The sequence below is a fragment of the Actinokineospora sp. UV203 genome (genome assembly GCF_056323665.1).
The window spans coordinates 2,418,033-2,434,432 of sequence record NZ_CM150484.1 but is presented as its reverse complement, the minus strand read 5'-3'; the positions used below and the strand labels follow the sequence as shown (position 1 = coordinate 2,434,432).

Sequence of the window (16,400 nt, the reverse complement as noted above, 5' to 3'; positions counted from 1 at the left end):
GAGGCTGCATGTGGGACCCCGAGAAGTACCTGGCTTTCGGCGACAACCGCGGACGTCCGTTCTTCGATCTCGTCGCCCGCGTCGGTGCTGAGTCGCCCAGGGCGGTGGTCGACCTCGGGTGCGGCCCGGGAAATCTCACCGAGACCCTCGCGCAGCGCTGGCCGCAAGCCGTGCTGACCGGGTTCGACTCCTCGCCGGAGATGGTCGAGGCCGCGCGTGCCCGCGGGGTGACCGCGCACGTGCGCGGTATCGAGAGTTGGCAGCCCGGCGGCGACACCGACGTCGTGATCAGCAACGCCGCCCTGCAGTGGGTCCCCGGCCATGTCGAGCTGCTCCGCGAGTGGGTCCGGCGGCTCCCGCCCGGCGCGTGGATCGCTGTCCAGGTGCCGGGCAATTTCGCCGCCCCGTCGCACCGGATCATCCGTGAACTGGCCCGTGAGCCGCACTGGCGGGAGCGTCTGGAGTCGATCGTCCTGCGCGAGGACGGCACCGTGCTCGACCCCGCCGGGTACGCCGACGTCATGGCGGACGCCTGCTGTGAGGTCGACGCCTGGGAGACCACGTACCAGCACCGCCTAAACGGCCGCAATCCCGCGCTGGAGTGGGTCACCGGGACCACTCTGCGACCCATTCGCGCGGTGCTGTCGGACGGCGAGTGGGCGGACTTCCGCTCGGCCATCGCCCCGCGCATGCTGGAGGCCTACCCGCCGCGTTCGGACGGCACGACGTTGTTCTCGTTCCGTAGGATCTTCTTCGTGGCGAGGACCCCGTGAGTGGCGCGTTGAAGGTCGAGTTGGTCGCCCGCTACCCGGTCAAGGCGCTGCGCGGGGAGTCGATCGAGGTGATCGAACTCGACGAGCGCGGAGTCGTCGGCGACCGCCGATGGGCGCTGCGCGCCGAGAACGGCAAGTTCGGCTCGGGCAAGAGCACCCGGCGGTTCACCTACCTGCCGCGCCTGCTGGAGATGTCCTCGCGGGTGCTCTGGGGCATCCACACGGTCGTCGAACTGCCCGACGGCCGCGAGTACGCCACGGTCGACCCGAAGGTGCACGAGGCCGTCTCGGAGATCGTCGGCACACCGGTGACGGTGGTCGAGGAAGCCGAGATCTCCCACCTCGACGACTCGCCCGTGCACCTGCTGACCGGCGCCTCGCTGCGCTGGATGGCCGACCAAGTCGGCGACGCCGAGGTGGACTGGCGGCGGTTCCGCCCCAACATCCTCGTCGACTGCGACGGCGACGACCGGGTCGAGGACGACTGGATCGGCCGCAGGCTGGAGATCGGCACCGCCGAGGTCGAGATCACCGGCCTCGCCGTCCGTTGCGCCGTCATCGGCCACGCCCTCGACCGGGCGCCGAACCGCCCCGACCTCCTCGCCGCGCTGGCCGACCACGACCTGATGATCGGCGCCTACGCGAAGGTCGTCCGCCCAGGCGTCGTCGGAACCGGCGACCCGCTGCGCTTCCGCTAGCGGCGGCGGACTTTCTCGCCGACCTTCTCCCCGATCTTCGCCCGCGCGATCCCCGCCGCACCCTGCACCGCGGGGTGATCGGCGATCCGCCGGTAGGTGCGCATGATCTGGTCGTAGCGGGCACGGCCGGCCTTCGAGCCGAGCACATACCCCACGCCGGCCCCCAACAGGAACCCCATCACGATGCTTCGCCTCCCGGATGCGCTGACTTTGCCCCGCCCATCCTCCCCTACCCGGGCGGCGCCTGCCGAGGCCGCATACGGGTACCCCCTTGCGAAAGGTCGTTGCCGGGGTGCGATAGAGTTGCTCCAACGTTGAGTCACGGTTCAACGGAGTAATCCTCCATAGCTCAATTGGCAGAGCATGCGACTGTTAATCGCAGGGTTGTTGGTTCGAGTCCAACTGGAGGAGCTTTCGCCCCAGGTCAGCGCACCTGGGGCGTTTACTTTCCCCCGATTTCGGCAAGATCGCCCATGGCTGCGGCCTGGGTAGGATCGGTCGGGTGGGGGCGGTAGCTCAGTTGGTCAGAGCAGGGGACTCATAATCCCTTGGCCGTGGGTTCGAGCCCCACCCGCCCCACTTCCTCACGCCTCGGTTGACCTGCGGCAGCCTGGACAGCTATTCGCCGAGCGCCGAACCTCGGATGCGGGTCCCGCGCTCAATCTCGACGCGGTCGCTCGATCAGGTGCCGCTGGACGGACAACGAGTTTTAAAGTACCTTGCAACTATGTCCACCTCTCCATCCGAGATCAACTTCAGCGATCTGTCGAACAAGCCAGCCGACTCGGCGCGGAAGCTGCGGGAGTCGCCGAGCCAGACGCTTCTCGTACACCGTCGGGGTGGCGAGGAAGATTTGGTGCTCACGACGGCCAGCCGGGCAAAAGAGGTGCGAGAGGTGGTGTCGACCACCACCACTCTTTTCATCGCGCTGATGCAGGAGCACGCCGAGGTCCGCGAGTTCGTCACAGACGTGATGCCTAAGGCGTTTCCGTGGGTGCGCTTCCTGCCCCGCGAGGACATGCGGGCATTCGCCGTCGAGTTGGTCGAAACGTTGGAGGCCGCGGACTCCCTCGACACGCTGGCGCCGGTCACGCAGATGATCAGCGCGTGGCAGCACACCGCCGAGGTCTACGCCGATCCGCGACTGCTCAAGATCCTGCGTCAGAACGGCGAGGACCTGGGTGACGTTCCCGCGCCCGGGACAGCCACCGCGTGAGCCCGAAGAGGAACGACCCGGTCGCGCCGCCGACCATTGGCGACGAGTGGCGCATCAGGTACAGCAAAAGCGACGCCGTCGACGGGTGGAGTGAATTGGAGAACCGGGCGACGAACAACTTGCGTGACGCATGGGAAGTCATGCGCCGCGACCCCGGTCCAGGTCTGGGCAAGCCGACCAACCGTCATCACCAGTTGAAAGGTGGCCTGGCCATTGGCACCCACGGCGGACGGTCCCTGCCGCGATGGCAAATCGAGGTCACCAGCGGAGATCGGGTCTGGTACCTGCTCGACGTCGAGAAGCACACGGTGTGGGTCGAGTATGCCGGTCCACACCCGAAAGTGACTGATTAGCGCCCGTTGACTGGTGGTTCACAGGCTTGAGCTGGGCTTCTGCCCCTTCGGTTGTCACCTCGGCAGAGTTCTTATGCTGGCACATTAGGTCCACCACCTTCGCCGGTCCATCCCGAGTTCAGCCGGCTGGATTTCCGATGCGGTAACCCACCCCAGGCATGGTCATGATGGCCTGTGGGGTCCCCAGTTTGCGGCGCAGTCTGCTGATCGTCACGGTGACAGTGTTGGTGAACGGGTCGGCGTGTTCGTCCCAGACCTGTTCGAGCAGGTTCTCGGTGCTGAGGTAGCCGGGGCCCGCGTGCAGGAGGGCTTCCAGGACCGCGAACTCCTTGACCGAGAGGTCGAGCCGCCTGCCGTCGCGGGTGGCTGTGCGGCGCAGGGGGTCGAGTTCGATGCCTGCCGCGCGCAGGGTTCGGGCGCGGGCGGTCGGGCGGCGGCGGGCCAGGGCGCGGACTCGGAGGATGAGTTCGGGGAAGTGGAAGGGCTTGGCGAGGTAGTCGTCGGCTCCCAGGGTGAGGCCGCTGACCCGGTCTCCCGGCGACCCCGCGGCGGTCAGCATGAGGACCATGGCCCGGTCGTCGCGGTCGGTGATCATTTGGCACAGGCTGTCGCCGTGGATTCCGGGTAGGTCGCGGTCGAGGACGACCACGTCGTAGGTGTTGAGGTCGAGTTTGGCCGCGGCGGCGAGGCCGTCGTTGGCGACGTCGACCGCCATCCCCTGGTCCCGCAGGCCTTCGGCCAGGACCTCGGCGAGCGCGAGCGTGTCCTCCACCACCAGGACCCTCACGCCGGAACCCCTGCCGGGAGCCAGATGACGACGCGCAGGCCGCCCTCGGGTCGGGCGTGCAGCCGCAGCCTGCCGCCGTGCGCGTCGGTGACGGCCGCGACGATCGACAGGCCGAGTCCCGTGCCGCGGTCGGAGCCGGTGCGGTCGGCGACGAGCCGCTGGAACGGCTGGGCGAGTTGGTCGACGTGCTCCTGGTCGAGGACCGCGCCGCCGGTTTCCACGGCGAGTTCCACCGAGTCGTGCTCACTGTTCGTCGCGACCCGGATCCAGCCGCCGTGCTCGTTGTGGACGATCGCGTTGTCGATGACGTTCTCCACCATCCGGGCCAGCAAGGTGGGACTGCCCTGGGTCGACGCGGTGTCACGCATGTCTTCATCGACGGCCAGGTTCTTCCCGGCGACATCGGCCGCGCGGGCGGCAATGGCCTCGGATGCCAAGTCCCGCAGCGAGACCGTGGCATTTTCGGCGACCACCCCGTGCTGCGCGCGGGCGAGGACGAGGAAGCCCTCCAGGAGCCGGTCCACCTGGTCGAGTTCGGCGCGGAACCGGTCGGCGAGGGCGACGGTCCGCGCGGACGGCGCCGGTTTGGCCACCGCCACGTCCATCGACGCCCGCATCGTCGCCAGGGGTGTGCGCAGCTCGTGTGAGGCGTTGGCGACGAACCGGCGCTGTGCGGCGAAGGACGCCTCCAGGCGTTCCAGCAGGTCGTCGATGGTGTCCGCGAGGTGTTTGACCTCATCGGCCGGGCCCGACACGGCCAGTCGCTCGTGCAGGTTGTCCGCGGAGATCCGCCGCGTGGCGGCGGTGATGCTCAGCAAGGGGCGCAGCACCCGGCCGGCGACGACCTTGCCCAGCAGCAATGAGATCGCCGCCATTACGGCAAGAGCGATCACGGAGCCCGTCAGCAGCTGACGCGACTGCGTTTCCTCCACATCGGCCAACTGGGACCGCAGCCCCTGGATGAGCCCCTGCGCGTCTTTCAGGTCGGTCAGTTGTGCGGGCTGGTATTCCGCCGGTGATGACACCTGCCCCTCGGCCAGCAGGTTGGTCAGCCCCAGCAGACCGATGCCGGACACGAGGAACAGCGCGGCATACAGGATGGTGAATCGCACCCGTACCGGCCGCACTTGACGCGGTTTCCTACCCATTGGCCCAGGATGCCTTGCGGGACCTAACAACGGCATGACAGCGACGGTTCTGACCATGTTAGGGCCAGCTCCGTAGAACGGTCACGTGCAGACAACCCACGAACCATTCACCGCAGCGGTCCGCCAGGAGTGGACCGCGTTCCGCACCCGGGGCCGGATCATCGCCCTGATAGTCGCGATCCTTGTCACCATCCTGCTTGGGCTCCTCGCCGCGTACAGCGACCGCTCCACCTGCAGCGAGGGGACCATCGACGTCCCCTGCCCGACCGACCCGACAGGGCCGCGTGGCCAAGCGGTGAGCGACCAGTTCTCCTTCGCGCACCGGCCACTCGGACCCGAGGGCAGCATCACCGTGCGGATGACCTCGATGGCGGGGACGATCACCTACCCGCCGCCGAACCACAATCAGATCGTCCCCGGCCTCGTGCCGTGGGCGAAAGCGGGCATCCTCGTCAAGGACGGCGTGGCGCAGGGCTCGTCCTATGCCGCGCTCATGGTCACCGGCGCCAACGGCGTGCGCATGCAGCACGACTACGTCCACGACACCGCGGGCGGTCCCGGGGGCGTCTCACCACAGTCACCGCGCTGGCTGCGTCTGAGCCGCTCCGGGGACACCATCACCGGGCATGAGTCGACCGACGGCCTCCGCTGGACCCAGGTCGGCGTCGCGCACCTTCCGGGCCTTCCAGAGACGGTCCAGGTAGGACTCTTCGCCGCGTCCCCTGGCGACCTGACACTCCGGTCCGTCGGCCTCGGCGCGAGTGCCCCGCAGGTCCGCTTCACCCAGGCCTCCGCGACCTTCGACAACGTCACGCTGAGCGGCGCCCCGGCCGCCGAATGGCGGGACAATGCGGTGGGGCTCCGGGGAACCACCGATTGGGAACGCCACCACCTGGCCGCCGGGCTCGTCATCGCGGACGGCAGGTTCACCGTCACCGGGTCCGGCGACATCGGTCCGGTTGGCACGGTCGGCGCCCACGGGATCGAGGACACGCTGATCGGGCTCGTCATCGGCTTGATCATCGTGATCGTCGTGGCGGCCCGGTTCATGACCCGCGCGGCTGAACCACGCACCGGTCGGGCCCTGGCAGCGCGAGCTGTGGTTATCGGAGCCGCGGGTTTCCTGGTGGGGTTGGTCGCCGCGAGCGTGGCGGTGCCACTCGGCACGATGTTCCTGCACGACGTGGGCAGCTCGGTTCTGCCGGTGCCCATCTCCACGCACGTCGGGCTCATCGTGGGGGTCGCCGGACTCGTCGCCGTCGTCGCCATCTTCGCGCTCGCCATGGGCGCGCTCTTCAGACGCGCGTGGCAGGCGGTCCTGCTGACGGCCGGGGTGATCGTCGTCCCCTACGTCTTGGCCGCCTTGCCGCTGCTGCCCGACGGCGTGGCGGACTGGCTGCTGCGGCTGACCCCGGCCGCGGGTTTCGCCGTACAGCAGACCAGTGACGAGTTTCCCCAGGTGTTGGCCCACCATGCGCCGTCGGCGGGCTATTTCCCGCTGCCCGGGTGGGCCGGGTTCGCCGTTCTCTGCGCCTACACCGCGGCCTTGCTGGTCATCGGTGGGCGACGGTATAGCGGACCGTCTGGTTCACCCGCAGACATCCGTCCGGGTCACGCAGAGGTGCCAAGCGGCTGAGCACTTCGGCTCGGACCACCGCCTGGTCGGCGGGCGTGACGATTTCCCAGAAGAGGCGCTGACCGTGGGACCACGACCAGTCGACCCAGTGGGTCGGGTCGGCGAAGGGAGGGGCTGAAGACCCCGCGGACGGGGCCCAGCGGGGGTCGCCGCCGCAGAAGCTGGTGATGCCGATCCGGCCGCCGGGTCTCAGGAGGTCGTGCCAGGCGTGTAAGCCCGCGACGGGGTCTGGGAGGAAGAACACGACGCAGGACAACAGGATCGTGTCGAAGACGCGGCCGGGCAAGGCGGGTTCCTGGGCGTCCATGATCGCGACGGTGATGTCCAGGCCGCGGTCGGCGATGTCCCGCTCGGTGCGGGCGACCATGGCGGGGGACAGGTCGATCCGCAGCACTGAGCCGGTCGGGCCGACGCGCTCCGCGGCGGGGAACAGGACCGCGCCGCGCCCGCAGCCGATGTCCAGGACATGGTGGCCGGTGATCGGGCCGACGTCATCGAGGAGCCGCTGGGCGAAGAGGCCGAAGAAGTCCACGCCGACCGCGTCGTAGGTCTCCGCTGTGCGGTCGAAGGTCGACGCGATGGTCGGCCGAGTTCGTCCAGCTTCATGCGCGTCCCGCCTGTCCGCCTACAGGGGTGGGCGGTGAAATGTGCGTTCTGGGTGGGCTACCGACTGGTAACCCGTTGACCCCACCGAAACAAAGGCGTACAAAGATAAAACAACAGTGAAATGAAGGGAATCCCACTTCATGTATGCCGCCGAACGTCAGCAGCTCATCGCCGAACGTGCTCGTGCGGCGGGGCGGGTGGAGGTCGCCGGGTTGGCCGAGGACCTGGGTGTCACCACCGAGACCGTTCGGCGCGACCTCGACGCCCTGGAGAAGCAGGGCGTTCTGCGGCGGGTCCACGGCGGTGCGATTCCCGTGGAGCGGTTGCGGTTCGAGTCGGAGTTGGCCGCGCGGGACACCGAGTCGACCGGGGAGAAGCAGCGCATCGCCAAGGCGGCGCTCGCCGAGTTGCCCGCCGAGGGCGTGATCCTGTTGGACGCGGGCAGCACGACCGCCCGGCTCGCCGAGTTGGTGCCCGCCGACCGTGACCTCACCGTGGTGACCAACGCGCTGCCTATCGCATTGGCGTTGGCGAACCGCGGGGTCAACGTGCTCTGCCTCGGCGGCCGGGTCCGTTCCAAGACCCTGGCCGGGGTCGACACCTGGGCGCTCAACGCGTTGCGTGACCTTTACGTCGACGTTGCTTTCGTCGGCACCAACGGGCTGACCGTCGACCGCGGACTGAGCACCCCCGACCAGGCCGAGGCAGCGGTGAAGTCCGCCATGGTCACGGCCGCCCGACGGGTCGTGGTGCTGACCGACTCCTCCAAGGTGGGAACGGAGTGCTTCGCGCGATTCGCCACGTTGGACCAGGTCGACACGATCGTCACCGACGACCGGCTCAGCGACGCCGAAGCCGCCGAGTTCGAGGCGGCCGGGCCGACGGTGGTGCGCGCATGATCGTCACTGTCACCGCCAACCCGAGCGTCGACCGCACCATCGAAATCGACAGCCTCCAGCGCGGCGCCGTCCTGCGAACCAGGTCCGCGCTGCTCGACGCAGGCGGCAAAGGGGTCAACGTGGCCCGCGCGCTCGCCGCCAACGGGCTCGCCGCCACGGCCGTCCTCCCAACCGGGGGAGCCGAAGGTGTCCAGCTGACCGCCCTGCTCGCCACCGCGGGCATCACCGTCGTCGAGGTGCCCATCGCGGGCGCGGTGCGGTCCAACATCACGATCACCGAGTCCGACGGCACCACGACCAAACTCAACGAGCCCGGCCCCCGGCTCGTCGCCGCCGAGCGGGCGCGGCTCGTCGCCGCCACGCTGGAAGCCGCCGAGGGCGCCGACTGGGTCGCGCTCTGCGGCAGCCTCCCGCCCGGCGTTCCCACGGACTTCTACGCCGACCTGACCATGCGCCTGCGTGAGCGGGGAGCCCGGGTCGCGGTCGACACCAGCGGCGACGCCTTGCGCGCGGCCGTCGCCGGACGTCCTGACCTGGTCAAACCCAACCGGGAAGAACTCGCCGACCTGGTCGGCCATGAAGTGCGGACCCTCGGCGACGCCTTGCGCGCGGCCCGCCAGGTACTCGACCAAGGCGTCGAGACCGTGGTCGCCAGCGTCGGCGCCGAAGGGGCGCTGCTGGTCACCGCCGACGGCGCGTGGCACGCGCAGAGCACTTTCGTCGAACCGCGCAGCACGGTCGGCGCGGGGGACGCGCTGCTCGCGGGATTCCTTGCCGCCGGCCACATCGGGCCCGACGCCCTGGCCGACGCCGTCGCGTGGGGAGCCGCGGCCGCCGGTCTGCCCGGCAGCCGGATGCCCACGCCCGCCGAGCTCGACCGGGCCGCCGTGCGCTGCTCACCCGCCTTCGATCCCGCCGCCACCCTCACCGAGAACTGAGACGCCGATGCCCCTCATCACCGAAGACCTCGTCCTGCTCGATCTCGACACCACCGACCGCGCCGCGACCACCCGGGCGCTCGCCGAGCGGCTCCACGCCGCAGGCCGGGTCACCGACGTGGAGGCGTTCCTCGCCGACGTCGCCGCCCGTGAGGCGCAGATGCCGACCGGCCTCGAAGGCGGGATCGGCATCCCGCACGCCCGCTCCGCCGCGGTCGCCGAACCGTCGCTCGCCTTCGCGCGAAGCAACGACGGCGTCGACTGGGGCGCTCCCGACGGTCCCGCGCGACTCATCTTCCTGATCGCCGCGCCGGACGGGGCGGGCGGCGAGCACATGAAGATCCTCGCCTCGCTGGCCCGCAGGCTCGTGCACCAGTCCTTCAAGGACTCCCTCGCCACCGCCGCCGACTCCGCCGCGGTCGTCAAGCTCATCACCGAGGAAGTGATCGACCGATGAAACTCGTAGCCGTCACCTCATGTCCCACCGGCATCGCCCACACCTACATGGCCGCCGAGGCGCTGGAACAGGCCGCGAAGGCCGCGGGCCACGAACTGCTGGTGGAGACCCAGGGCTCGGCGGGCATGGATCCGCTGTCCCCGCAGGACATCGCCGACGCGCGGGCGGTCATCTTCGCCGCCGACGTCGAGGTCCGCGACCGCGACCGGTTCGCGGGCAAGCCGCTCGTGCAGGCGGGCGTCAAGCACGCCATCAACAAGCCGGGTGAGCTGATCGCCCAGGCCGTCGATCGTGCGGCCGACGGTCCCTCAGCGGCGTTGGTGTCCAAAGTGGACAATTCGGGCGGCATGGGGACGCGGCTGCGGCAGTGGCTGATGACCGGGGTCAGCTACATGATCCCGTTCGTCGCCGCGGGCGGTCTGCTGATCGCGCTGGCGTTCCTGTTCGGCGGCGCGGAAGTCGCCAACAAGGTCAACGGCGGCACCTTCGGCGGCGTCGAGTACACCGGTGTCACCGACCTGTCGCAGCTGTTCGCCGCGGCCGGTGTGCCGGGGGTGCTGTTCAAGATCGGCACGACCGCGTTCGCCATGCTGGTCCCGATCCTGGCCGGGTTCATCGCCTTCGCGATCGCCGACCGGCCGGGTCTCGTGCCCGGTGTCGTCGGCGGCCTGCTGGCGACCGCGACCGGTGCCGGATTCCTCGGCGGGCTCCTCGCCGGTCTGCTGGCCGGCGGTGTCGCGTACGCGCTGACCAGGATCTCACTGCCGCGTGCTCTTCAGGCGGTGATGCCGGTCGTGATCGTGCCGCTGATCTCCACGGCCGTCGTCGGCACCGTGATGCTGCTGGTCATCGGGTCCCCGGTCGCGGCCGTGCAGACCGGTCTGACCGACTGGCTCGCCGGGATGACCGGCACCGGCGCGGTCGCCCTGGGGCTGCTGTTGGGCGCGATGATGGCCTTCGACATGGGCGGGCCGGTCAACAAGGTCGCCTACACCTTCGCCGTCGGCACCCTCGCCTCCGGCACTCCGTCGGCGACCATGGCCGCCGTGATGGCCGCCGGCATGGTGCCGCCGCTGGGCCTCGCGCTGGCGACGGTCATCCGGCGCAAGCTGTTCACCGACGCCGAGCGCAAAGCCGGTGAGGCGGGCTGGCTGCTGGGCGCGTCGTTCATCACCGAGGGCGCGATCCCGTTCGCCGCGGCCGACCCGCTGCGAGTCATCCCGTCGATCGTGCTCGGCTCCGCGGCGACCGGCGGGCTCACGATGCTCGTCGGCGCGACCTCGCTCGCCCCGCACGGCGGGATCTGGGTGGTCGGCCTGATCGGCAAGCCGTTGTTCGTCGTGCTCGCGATCGCCGTGGGCACCGTCATCACCGCGGTGTGCGTCCTGGCCGCGAAGTCGTTGCGCGGTAACGAGAAGACTGTCGCCGCTGTGCCCGCTGTGCCTGTTGCGATCTGAGAGGACCGTCATGACCGAATGTCGAGTGACCATCGCTTCCGCCGTGGGCCTGCACGCCCGCCCGGCTAGCCTGTTCGTGCAGGCCGCCGCGGCGCAGCCGGTGCCGGTGACCATCGCCAAGGGCGGCGGCACCCCCGTGGACGCCCGCAGCATCCTGTCTGTGCTCGGACTCGACGTCCGCGGCGGTGACGAGGTCATCCTGTCGGCCGACGGCGACGAGGCCTTCCAGGTGCTGGCCGCCCTCGCGGCCGTCCTGGAAGTCGACCACGACGCATGACCGCGTACAGCGGTATCGGCGTGAGCCCGGGGGTGGCGACCGGTCCGGTAGCCCGCCTTGGGGAGCCGCCCCGGCTGCCTGCCACGCAGCCCGCGGTCGGCGCCGACGACCCGGACCGCGCGGCCACGGCGTTGGAGGAGACGGCGGGGGAGCTTGAGCGGCGGGCGAAGCTGGCGAGCCCGGAAGCCGCCGAGGTGCTCACGGCCGCGTCGATGATGGCGCGTGACCCGGCGCTGGCGTCGAACGTCCGAGACCTTGTGGGGCAAGGGATTCCGGCCGCTTGGGCGGTCGAACGGGCCATCGGCGGGTATCGAGAGCTGCTGGCCGCGGCCGGGCCCTACATGGCCGAACGGGTGGCCGATCTCGATGACATCCGCGACCGTGCGGTCGCGCATCTGCTTGGCCTGCCGATGCCCGGTCTGCCCGAGCCGGGATACCCGTATGTGCTGGTGGCGAAGGATCTCGCGCCCGCGGACACCGCGCTGCTGGACCCGGCCATGGTGTTGGCCGTGGTCACCGAACGCGGTGGGCCGACGAGCCACACGGCGATCCTGGCCAAGTCGCTGGGCATCCCGGCGGTCGTGGCCTGCGTCGACGCTTTGTCCTTTGTGGACGGCACGCCTGTGGTCGTGGACGGCGGGTCGGGCAGGGTCGTGGTCGATCCGACGGAAGCCGAGGTCGCTGAGGTCGCCGCGATGCGCGCCGCGCGGGTCGCGCGGGCCGCTGTGCGCGGTCCCGGTCGCACGGCCGACGGGCACCCGATCGCGCTGCTGGCCAACGTCGGCGGTCCGGCGGACGCGGCGTCGGCCGCGGCCCTCGATCTTGAGGGTGTGGGGCTGTTCCGCACCGAGTTCCTGTTCCTCGACCGGGCCGAGGCGCCGTCGATGGAGGAACAGCGCCGGGTGTACCGGCGGGTCCTGGAACCGTTGGCGGGCCGCAAGGTTGTCGTCAGGACTCTCGACGCGGGCGCGGACAAGCCGGTTCCCTATGCCTGTCCCGATCCTGAGGACAACCCGGCGCTGGGTGTGCGCGGACTGCGGACATCGTGGCGGCGACCGGAACTGCTGCACGACCAACTGGAGGCGCTGGCGCTGGCCGCGGGCGACACCGGCACATCGCCTTGGGTGATGGCGCCGATGGTCGCCACGGCGGCGGAAGCCGCGGACTTCGCCGAAGTGGCGCGGTCGCACGGGATCTCGAAGGTCGGCGTGATGATCGAGGTGCCCGCCGCCGCCCTGCGCGCGGCGTCGGTGCTGGCGGCGGTGGACTTCGTCAGCCTCGGCACCAACGACCTGGCGCAGTACACCTTCGCCGCCGACCGCCAACTCGGTGCACTCGCCGCGCTGCTGGACCCGTGGCAGCCCGCGCTGCTCGACCTGATCGCCGCCACCGCGCGGGCCGGTCAGGAGGCCGGGAAACCGGTCGGCGTGTGCGGGGAGGCGGCGAGCGATCCCCTGCTCGCGCTGGTGCTGGCCGGTTTGGGCATCGAGTCGCTGTCGATGGCGGCGGTCAGCGTTCCGGATGTGCGGGCGGCGCTGGCGGAACGCACGATCGACGAGTGCCGGGAGATCGCCGCGGCGGTGCTGGCGGCGGAGTCGGCGGTCGAGGCGCGCGAGGCGGCGGCCCGGTTCTGAGCCGGATACGGTGGATCGCATGCGGCTAGCGACGTGGAACGTCAACTCCGTCAAGCAGCGCGAGCCCCGGCTGTTGCCCTGGCTCGACCAGCGCGCGCCCGATGTCGTCTGCCTCCAGGAAACCAAGCTCACCGACGAGGCCTTCACCGACCTGCTCGGCGACAAGCTCGCCGACCGCGGGTACGAGGTGGCGCTCAGCGGTGAGGGGCGGTGGAACGGCGTGGCGATCCTGTCGCGGGTCGGGCTCGACGATGTCGCCGTCGGGCTGGCGAACGCGCCTGGATTTCCGCATCAGGAGGCGCGTGCGGTGGCGGCCACGTGCGGCGGTGTGCGGGTGCACTCGCTGTACGTGCCGAACGGGCGCGTGCCGGGGTCCGACCACTACGAGTACAAACTCGAATGGCTGGCCGCGCTGCGGGCCGTTGTCGCTGACGGGCCGTCCGAGGTGATCGTCTGCGGTGACATGAACATCGCCCCGACCGACGCCGACGTGTTCGACCCCGCGGCCTACGTCGGGCAGACCCATGTCACAGCCCCGGAGCGGGCCGCGCTCGCCGAACTGCAGGCGCTGGGCCTCAGTGACGTCGTGCGCGACCGGTGGCCTGCCGAGACGGTGTTCACCTATTGGGACTACCGGGCCGGCATGTTCCACCAGAACCTCGGCATGCGTATCGACCTGGTGCTCGCCGGGGCGCCGGTCGCCTCGCGCGTCCAGGCGGCCTGGGTCGACCGACACGCGCGCAAGGGGACCGGGCCCAGCGACCACGCGCCGGTGATCGTGGACCTGGACGAAGCCCCGGACGGCGACATCGGGCCGGTGGTGCCGCCGCCGTCCGCGGGCCGTCCGCGCCGAACCGTGCGGTTGCCGCAAGCGCGGTGACTAGAAGATGCGGAACGTGCGGATCGAGCCCCACGTGCCGCCATCGCCGGGGGAGGGGCCGGTGAAGGTGCCGCCGAGGACCTGGCCGCCGAGCACCGAGTCCGGGACGCCCACGACGGCGCCGTAGCCGACCATGTGCATCAGGACGATGTGGCCGTCGGTGTCGCCGATGACGGTGTAGATGCCGCCGGTGGACAGGAAGTTGCCGCCGACGTAGGTGCCGATCTGGTTGATGTGGAAGTCGCCGACCGGCAGCGCGCCCTTGTGCGGGCCGGTGAGGACGGCGGCGAGGAACGGGTACTCCGCGGCGGTGGTCTGCGCGGGTTCGGCCATCTTCGCGTCGGTGAGCGCGGCGATGGGGCCGCTGTGGCCGTCGGTGGTGGTGAAGGTGCCGGAGAAGCCCTTCGCACCCGCGTGCCACGACGTGCCGGTGAGCCAGCCGTCGAACGCCGAATAGCGGACCTCGGGGGCGAGGAACGGGCGCTGCACGACGGTGAGCCGGACGGAGCCGGTGCGTTCGGTCTCGGGCATGTTGACCCGGGCGGCGCGGGCCTGGCCGGACAGGACCGTCGTGGTGGTCTTCCACCAGAGCGGGCCGGACGTGGTCTGGGAGACCACGGTCGTCGGGGACAGCTCACCGCGCCAGAAGGGGTTGGTGTCGTGGGCGTCGTCGCCGAAGACGAAGCCGATCGTCAGGTGTTCGGCGTACCGGGCCGCAGTGGGGGCGGCTGCGGCGCTGGGCGCGGTGACGCTCACGGCCAACACGACGGAGATGACTGCCGCGCGGAGGAATGCCCGCATTGGTGACTCCTCGGGGACGGGGCTCAAGGAGGTCCAGTGTCGGGGGCATCGTGGGGTGGGGGCTATGAGCTGGGGGACAAAAGGGGTTGTCTTCCAGGACAAGCCGGGAACTCGCACGGGCCTGGCGGAGTTCTCTGGTTTGTGTGGCTTGGGATGCTCTTCGCGCTGTCGCTGCCGGGCTTGGTGGTGCTGCTGATCGTGCTCGCGGCTGTCGAGCGCTGGTCGCCATGGCGGCGCAAGGATCTGCCGGCGACGACCGTGGGTTTCGAGGAACTCGACGCGTTCTTCTCCGGCGGCAAACGGCTGGAACTGGAGGACCGCAAGTCCCAGTCCCTGATGCGCGACGACGAGGAGTCGGGTGCGCCGCCGCATCTGCGCGTCGACTTGGACGGCGGCGCGGTGCGAATGGTCAAGCGGGCCTAGTTCTGCCACGTCTCGCGGTAGCGCGCGGCCTTGGCGGCTTCCTCATCGGCGTGCCGCCTGCGGCGGATGGCCGTGGCATGCCCGGCCGGAAACCCGTGCTGCGCCACGCGCGCGTCGACGTTGTCCTGCGCGAACGCCAGAATGATCCGCAACGCGACCAGGAACCCGAGCAGCGTCGACCCGAGGGCCAACGGCCACGACCCACCGAAGATCACCAGCCCGGCGAGCAACGCGCCGAGGACCGGCGCGAGCTGCATGAGCCCCCGCCCGAACGCGCGAACCAGCCAGGTCGGGCAGGTGGCGACGTGCAGTACCCAGTCCCGGTACCGGTCGGGGAGCCGGCCACCGTAGACGAAGTAGAGCCACCGAAATGGACCCGGGCGCTTGGCGGCCATAGGGGCATCGTAGTTATCCACAGCCGCCCCGCGACCCCTGCCCTCGCGGCCCTTGCGCCGATAGACTGGCCAAGGGCAGCCTCACTGGGTGGGTGGGGTTTGTGCTGGTGGTGCGCTTGTTTCTCGAACTGACTGGGCGGCCCGTCAAGGCATGTCGAAGCGCCAGCGGAGGTTGAGGGAGCCGCCCCAGTCGACGGAGCCGCGGGCTTCTTGGGGTTGCCACTTCAGGTCCAGGTCGCCGTGGATGAAGATGTCGACGTTGCGCAGTGGGCGGACGCCGAATTCGGCTTCGTTGTCCAAACCCAGTTCGAAGCCGTGGTCGCGTGACCAGTCGAGGGTCAGGCGGGTCGTCTCGGTCAGGAACCAGTTGCGCCACAACGGGATTTCGCGGTTGAACAGCTGGACGCTCCCGTTGCCCGCCAGCGGTCCCGCGCCCGATCCCAGGGTGAGTCGGGCGCCGGGGTGGGTGGCGAGGTCGAAGGTGTCGAAGTCCTGGAGCATCCGTTCGATCGTCGTGTCGTCCCAGTGCAGTTCCAGCTGAACCGGGATGCGCAGGTCGATCGGGTTGGCGGCGGTGGCGGTGCCCTCCAATGCCTGCCACGTGGCGTCGTCGACGATGCCGGTGTCGGGGAGGCCTTCGCGTTGTTGATAGAAGCGGACGGAGCCTTCGGTGATCGGGCCGAACAGGCCGTCGACCGGGCTCAGCCGAACCGCGCCCGCAGCCGCCTCCGCTTCGAGCTTCGACGCGAGGAGTTGCTGCAGATATTCGACCCAGGCGGTCTCGCCGCTGTCGCGGGCGAGTTCGGGGTTCCCCATGGCGCGCTCCTAGGCGATCGCGGGGCCCTCGGCGGCCCCGTAGACGATGGCCGGGTCGACGCCCTCGACGCTGTCGGGGACGGGTTCGCCCTCCAACCAGGCGACCCAGTCGGCGTCGAGGTCGACGGTGCTTCCGGGGGCCACCTCGTGGTCGAACTCGACTCCGGTGATCTCGCTGTCCATGCCGACCATGGTCTCGGTGACCG

Annotated in this window: 21 protein-coding genes and 2 tRNA genes; 15 read left to right on the top strand and 8 right to left on the bottom strand. The window is 70.1% G+C overall.

Going from position 1 to position 16,400, the window contains the following annotated elements:
- The first annotated feature begins 8 nt into the window (after positions 1-8).
- Positions 9-773 (top strand): trans-aconitate 2-methyltransferase, encoded by a 765-nt coding sequence (locus ACUZ2Y_RS11245; protein WP_476329557.1) that lies wholly within the window; start codon positions 9-11, stop codon positions 771-773.
- Positions 770-1,471, top strand: coding sequence for an MOSC domain-containing protein (locus ACUZ2Y_RS11240; protein ID WP_476329554.1), 702 nt, complete (start codon positions 770-772; stop codon positions 1,469-1,471). Before ACUZ2Y_RS11245 ends, ACUZ2Y_RS11240 begins: the two co-directional genes overlap by 4 nt.
- Here ACUZ2Y_RS11240 and ACUZ2Y_RS11235 read toward each other — a convergent pair.
- Positions 1,468-1,653 (bottom strand): hypothetical protein, encoded by a 186-nt coding sequence (locus ACUZ2Y_RS11235; protein ID WP_091372137.1) that lies wholly within the window; start codon positions 1,651-1,653, stop codon positions 1,468-1,470. The genes ACUZ2Y_RS11240 and ACUZ2Y_RS11235 overlap by 4 nt on opposite strands.
- Positions 1,654-1,809: 156 nt before the next feature.
- Between ACUZ2Y_RS11235 and ACUZ2Y_RS11230 the strand changes: the two genes are divergently transcribed.
- The 4 genes from ACUZ2Y_RS11230 (at position 1,810) to ACUZ2Y_RS11215 (ending at position 3,040) form a co-directional block, all read left to right on the top strand.
- Positions 1,810-1,882 (top strand) — tRNA-Asn (locus tag ACUZ2Y_RS11230).
- A gap of 94 nt (positions 1,883-1,976) precedes the next feature.
- Positions 1,977-2,050, top strand: a tRNA-Ile gene (locus ACUZ2Y_RS11225).
- 148 nt (positions 2,051-2,198) lie between these two features.
- Entirely contained in the window at positions 2,199-2,687 is a 489-nt protein-coding gene (locus tag ACUZ2Y_RS11220) for a hypothetical protein (RefSeq protein ID WP_476329551.1), read from the top strand.
- Positions 2,684-3,040: a hypothetical protein gene (locus tag ACUZ2Y_RS11215; protein ID WP_476329548.1), complete on the top strand. Its 357-nt coding sequence runs from the start codon at positions 2,684-2,686 to the stop codon at positions 3,038-3,040. The genes ACUZ2Y_RS11220 and ACUZ2Y_RS11215 overlap by 4 nt, the downstream gene beginning before the upstream one ends.
- A gap of 118 nt (positions 3,041-3,158) precedes the next feature.
- On the opposite strand, the gene ACUZ2Y_RS11210 is transcribed toward ACUZ2Y_RS11215, so the two are convergent.
- Together ACUZ2Y_RS11210 and ACUZ2Y_RS11205 are read right to left on the bottom strand one after the other, a co-directional pair.
- The gene (locus tag ACUZ2Y_RS11210; RefSeq protein ID WP_476329545.1) at positions 3,159-3,827 is read right to left on the bottom strand and encodes a response regulator transcription factor; all 669 of its coding nucleotides are present in this window, start codon (positions 3,825-3,827) and stop codon (positions 3,159-3,161) included.
- Positions 3,824-4,975 (bottom strand): sensor histidine kinase, encoded by a 1,152-nt coding sequence (locus ACUZ2Y_RS11205; protein WP_476329543.1) that lies wholly within the window; start codon positions 4,973-4,975, stop codon positions 3,824-3,826. Before ACUZ2Y_RS11205 ends, ACUZ2Y_RS11210 begins: the two co-directional genes overlap by 4 nt.
- 85 nt (positions 4,976-5,060) lie before the next feature.
- On the opposite strand from ACUZ2Y_RS11205, the gene ACUZ2Y_RS11200 reads away from it, so the two are divergent.
- A complete protein-coding gene (locus ACUZ2Y_RS11200; protein WP_476329540.1) occupies positions 5,061-6,611 on the top strand; it encodes a DUF1349 domain-containing protein in 1,551 nt (516 codons plus the stop codon).
- Here the strand turns inward: ACUZ2Y_RS11200 and ACUZ2Y_RS11195 are convergent.
- The gene (locus tag ACUZ2Y_RS11195; protein WP_476331741.1) at positions 6,529-7,191 is read right to left on the bottom strand and encodes a class I SAM-dependent methyltransferase; all 663 of its coding nucleotides are present in this window, start codon (positions 7,189-7,191) and stop codon (positions 6,529-6,531) included. The two genes, ACUZ2Y_RS11200 and ACUZ2Y_RS11195, sit on opposite strands and share 83 nt — an antisense overlap.
- 166 nt (positions 7,192-7,357) lie before the next feature.
- Here ACUZ2Y_RS11195 and ACUZ2Y_RS11190 point away from each other — a divergent pair, with 166 nt between their 5' ends.
- The 7 genes from ACUZ2Y_RS11190 to ACUZ2Y_RS11160 are packed head-to-tail and all read left to right on the top strand — an operon-like array spanning position 7,358 to position 13,759.
- A complete protein-coding gene (locus ACUZ2Y_RS11190) occupies positions 7,358-8,116 on the top strand; it encodes a DeoR/GlpR family DNA-binding transcription regulator (RefSeq protein WP_476329537.1) in 759 nt (252 codons plus the stop codon).
- The gene (pfkB, locus tag ACUZ2Y_RS11185) at positions 8,113-9,054 is read left to right on the top strand and encodes a 1-phosphofructokinase (protein ID WP_476329534.1); all 942 of its coding nucleotides are present in this window, start codon (positions 8,113-8,115) and stop codon (positions 9,052-9,054) included. Before ACUZ2Y_RS11190 ends, pfkB begins: the two co-directional genes overlap by 4 nt.
- A 7-nt stretch (positions 9,055-9,061) precedes the next feature.
- Positions 9,062-9,511, top strand: coding sequence for a PTS sugar transporter subunit IIA (locus ACUZ2Y_RS11180; RefSeq protein ID WP_476329531.1), 450 nt, complete (start codon positions 9,062-9,064; stop codon positions 9,509-9,511).
- Positions 9,508-10,968: a PTS fructose transporter subunit IIC gene (locus ACUZ2Y_RS11175; protein WP_476329528.1), complete on the top strand. Its 1,461-nt coding sequence runs from the start codon at positions 9,508-9,510 to the stop codon at positions 10,966-10,968. Before ACUZ2Y_RS11180 ends, ACUZ2Y_RS11175 begins: the two co-directional genes overlap by 4 nt.
- A gap of 10 nt (positions 10,969-10,978) precedes the next feature.
- Complete coding sequence (locus ACUZ2Y_RS11170) at positions 10,979-11,245, top strand: HPr family phosphocarrier protein (protein ID WP_476329525.1); 267 nt, start codon at positions 10,979-10,981, stop codon at positions 11,243-11,245.
- Positions 11,242-12,879: a phosphoenolpyruvate--protein phosphotransferase gene (gene ptsP / locus ACUZ2Y_RS11165; RefSeq protein WP_476329522.1), complete on the top strand. Its 1,638-nt coding sequence runs from the start codon at positions 11,242-11,244 to the stop codon at positions 12,877-12,879. Before ACUZ2Y_RS11170 ends, ptsP begins: the two co-directional genes overlap by 4 nt.
- Positions 12,880-12,898: 19 nt before the next feature.
- Entirely contained in the window at positions 12,899-13,759 is an 861-nt protein-coding gene (locus ACUZ2Y_RS11160; RefSeq protein ID WP_476329519.1) for an exodeoxyribonuclease III, read from the top strand.
- On the opposite strand, the gene ACUZ2Y_RS11155 is transcribed toward ACUZ2Y_RS11160, so the two are convergent.
- Positions 13,760-14,560: an SH3 domain-containing protein gene (locus ACUZ2Y_RS11155; RefSeq protein WP_476329516.1), complete on the bottom strand. Its 801-nt coding sequence runs from the start codon at positions 14,558-14,560 to the stop codon at positions 13,760-13,762.
- A 153-nt stretch (positions 14,561-14,713) separates the two neighbouring features.
- On the opposite strand from ACUZ2Y_RS11155, the gene ACUZ2Y_RS11150 reads away from it, so the two are divergent.
- Positions 14,714-14,983: a DUF6191 domain-containing protein gene (locus tag ACUZ2Y_RS11150; protein ID WP_476329513.1), complete on the top strand. Its 270-nt coding sequence runs from the start codon at positions 14,714-14,716 to the stop codon at positions 14,981-14,983.
- On the opposite strand, the gene ACUZ2Y_RS11145 is transcribed toward ACUZ2Y_RS11150, so the two are convergent.
- From ACUZ2Y_RS11145 to ACUZ2Y_RS11135, 3 genes are all read right to left on the bottom strand, one after another.
- Positions 14,980-15,378, bottom strand: a complete 399-nt coding sequence (locus ACUZ2Y_RS11145) for a DUF5313 family protein (protein ID WP_476329511.1) — start codon at positions 15,376-15,378, stop codon at positions 14,980-14,982. The genes ACUZ2Y_RS11150 and ACUZ2Y_RS11145 overlap by 4 nt on opposite strands.
- A gap of 144 nt (positions 15,379-15,522) precedes the next feature.
- Complete coding sequence (locus ACUZ2Y_RS11140) at positions 15,523-16,194, bottom strand: peptidoglycan-binding domain-containing protein (RefSeq protein WP_476329508.1); 672 nt, start codon at positions 16,192-16,194, stop codon at positions 15,523-15,525.
- Between the two features lie 9 nt (positions 16,195-16,203).
- Positions 16,204-16,377 (bottom strand): hypothetical protein, encoded by a 174-nt coding sequence (locus ACUZ2Y_RS11135; RefSeq protein WP_476329505.1) that lies wholly within the window; start codon positions 16,375-16,377, stop codon positions 16,204-16,206.
- Between the last annotated feature and the right edge of the window lie 23 nt (positions 16,378-16,400).

Coding starts and splice junctions, on each gene's coding strand:
- ACUZ2Y_RS11245 (WP_476329557.1), top strand. CDS start 9: ATGTGGGACCCCGAGAAGTACCTGGCTTTCGGCGACAACCGCGGACGT.
- ACUZ2Y_RS11220 (WP_476329551.1), top strand. CDS start 2,199: ATGTCCACCTCTCCATCCGAGATCAACTTCAGCGATCTGTCGAACAAG.
- ACUZ2Y_RS11180 (WP_476329531.1), top strand. CDS start 9,062: ATGCCCCTCATCACCGAAGACCTCGTCCTGCTCGATCTCGACACCACC.
- ACUZ2Y_RS11145 (WP_476329511.1), bottom strand. CDS start 15,378: ATGGCCGCCAAGCGCCCGGGTCCATTTCGGTGGCTCTACTTCGTCTAC.
- ACUZ2Y_RS11135 (WP_476329505.1), bottom strand. CDS start 16,377: ATGGACAGCGAGATCACCGGAGTCGAGTTCGACCACGAGGTGGCCCCC.
- ACUZ2Y_RS11140 (WP_476329508.1), bottom strand. CDS start 16,194: ATGGGGAACCCCGAACTCGCCCGCGACAGCGGCGAGACCGCCTGGGTC.
- ptsP (WP_476329522.1), top strand. CDS start 11,242: ATGACCGCGTACAGCGGTATCGGCGTGAGCCCGGGGGTGGCGACCGGT.
- ACUZ2Y_RS11205 (WP_476329543.1), bottom strand. CDS start 4,975: ATGGGTAGGAAACCGCGTCAAGTGCGGCCGGTACGGGTGCGATTCACC.
- ACUZ2Y_RS11170 (WP_476329525.1), top strand. CDS start 10,979: ATGACCGAATGTCGAGTGACCATCGCTTCCGCCGTGGGCCTGCACGCC.
- pfkB (WP_476329534.1), top strand. CDS start 8,113: ATGATCGTCACTGTCACCGCCAACCCGAGCGTCGACCGCACCATCGAA.
- ACUZ2Y_RS11155 (WP_476329516.1), bottom strand. CDS start 14,560: ATGCGGGCATTCCTCCGCGCGGCAGTCATCTCCGTCGTGTTGGCCGTG.
- ACUZ2Y_RS11175 (WP_476329528.1), top strand. CDS start 9,508: ATGAAACTCGTAGCCGTCACCTCATGTCCCACCGGCATCGCCCACACC.
- ACUZ2Y_RS11160 (WP_476329519.1), top strand. CDS start 12,899: ATGCGGCTAGCGACGTGGAACGTCAACTCCGTCAAGCAGCGCGAGCCC.
- ACUZ2Y_RS11150 (WP_476329513.1), top strand. CDS start 14,714: ATGCTCTTCGCGCTGTCGCTGCCGGGCTTGGTGGTGCTGCTGATCGTG.
- ACUZ2Y_RS11190 (WP_476329537.1), top strand. CDS start 7,358: ATGTATGCCGCCGAACGTCAGCAGCTCATCGCCGAACGTGCTCGTGCG.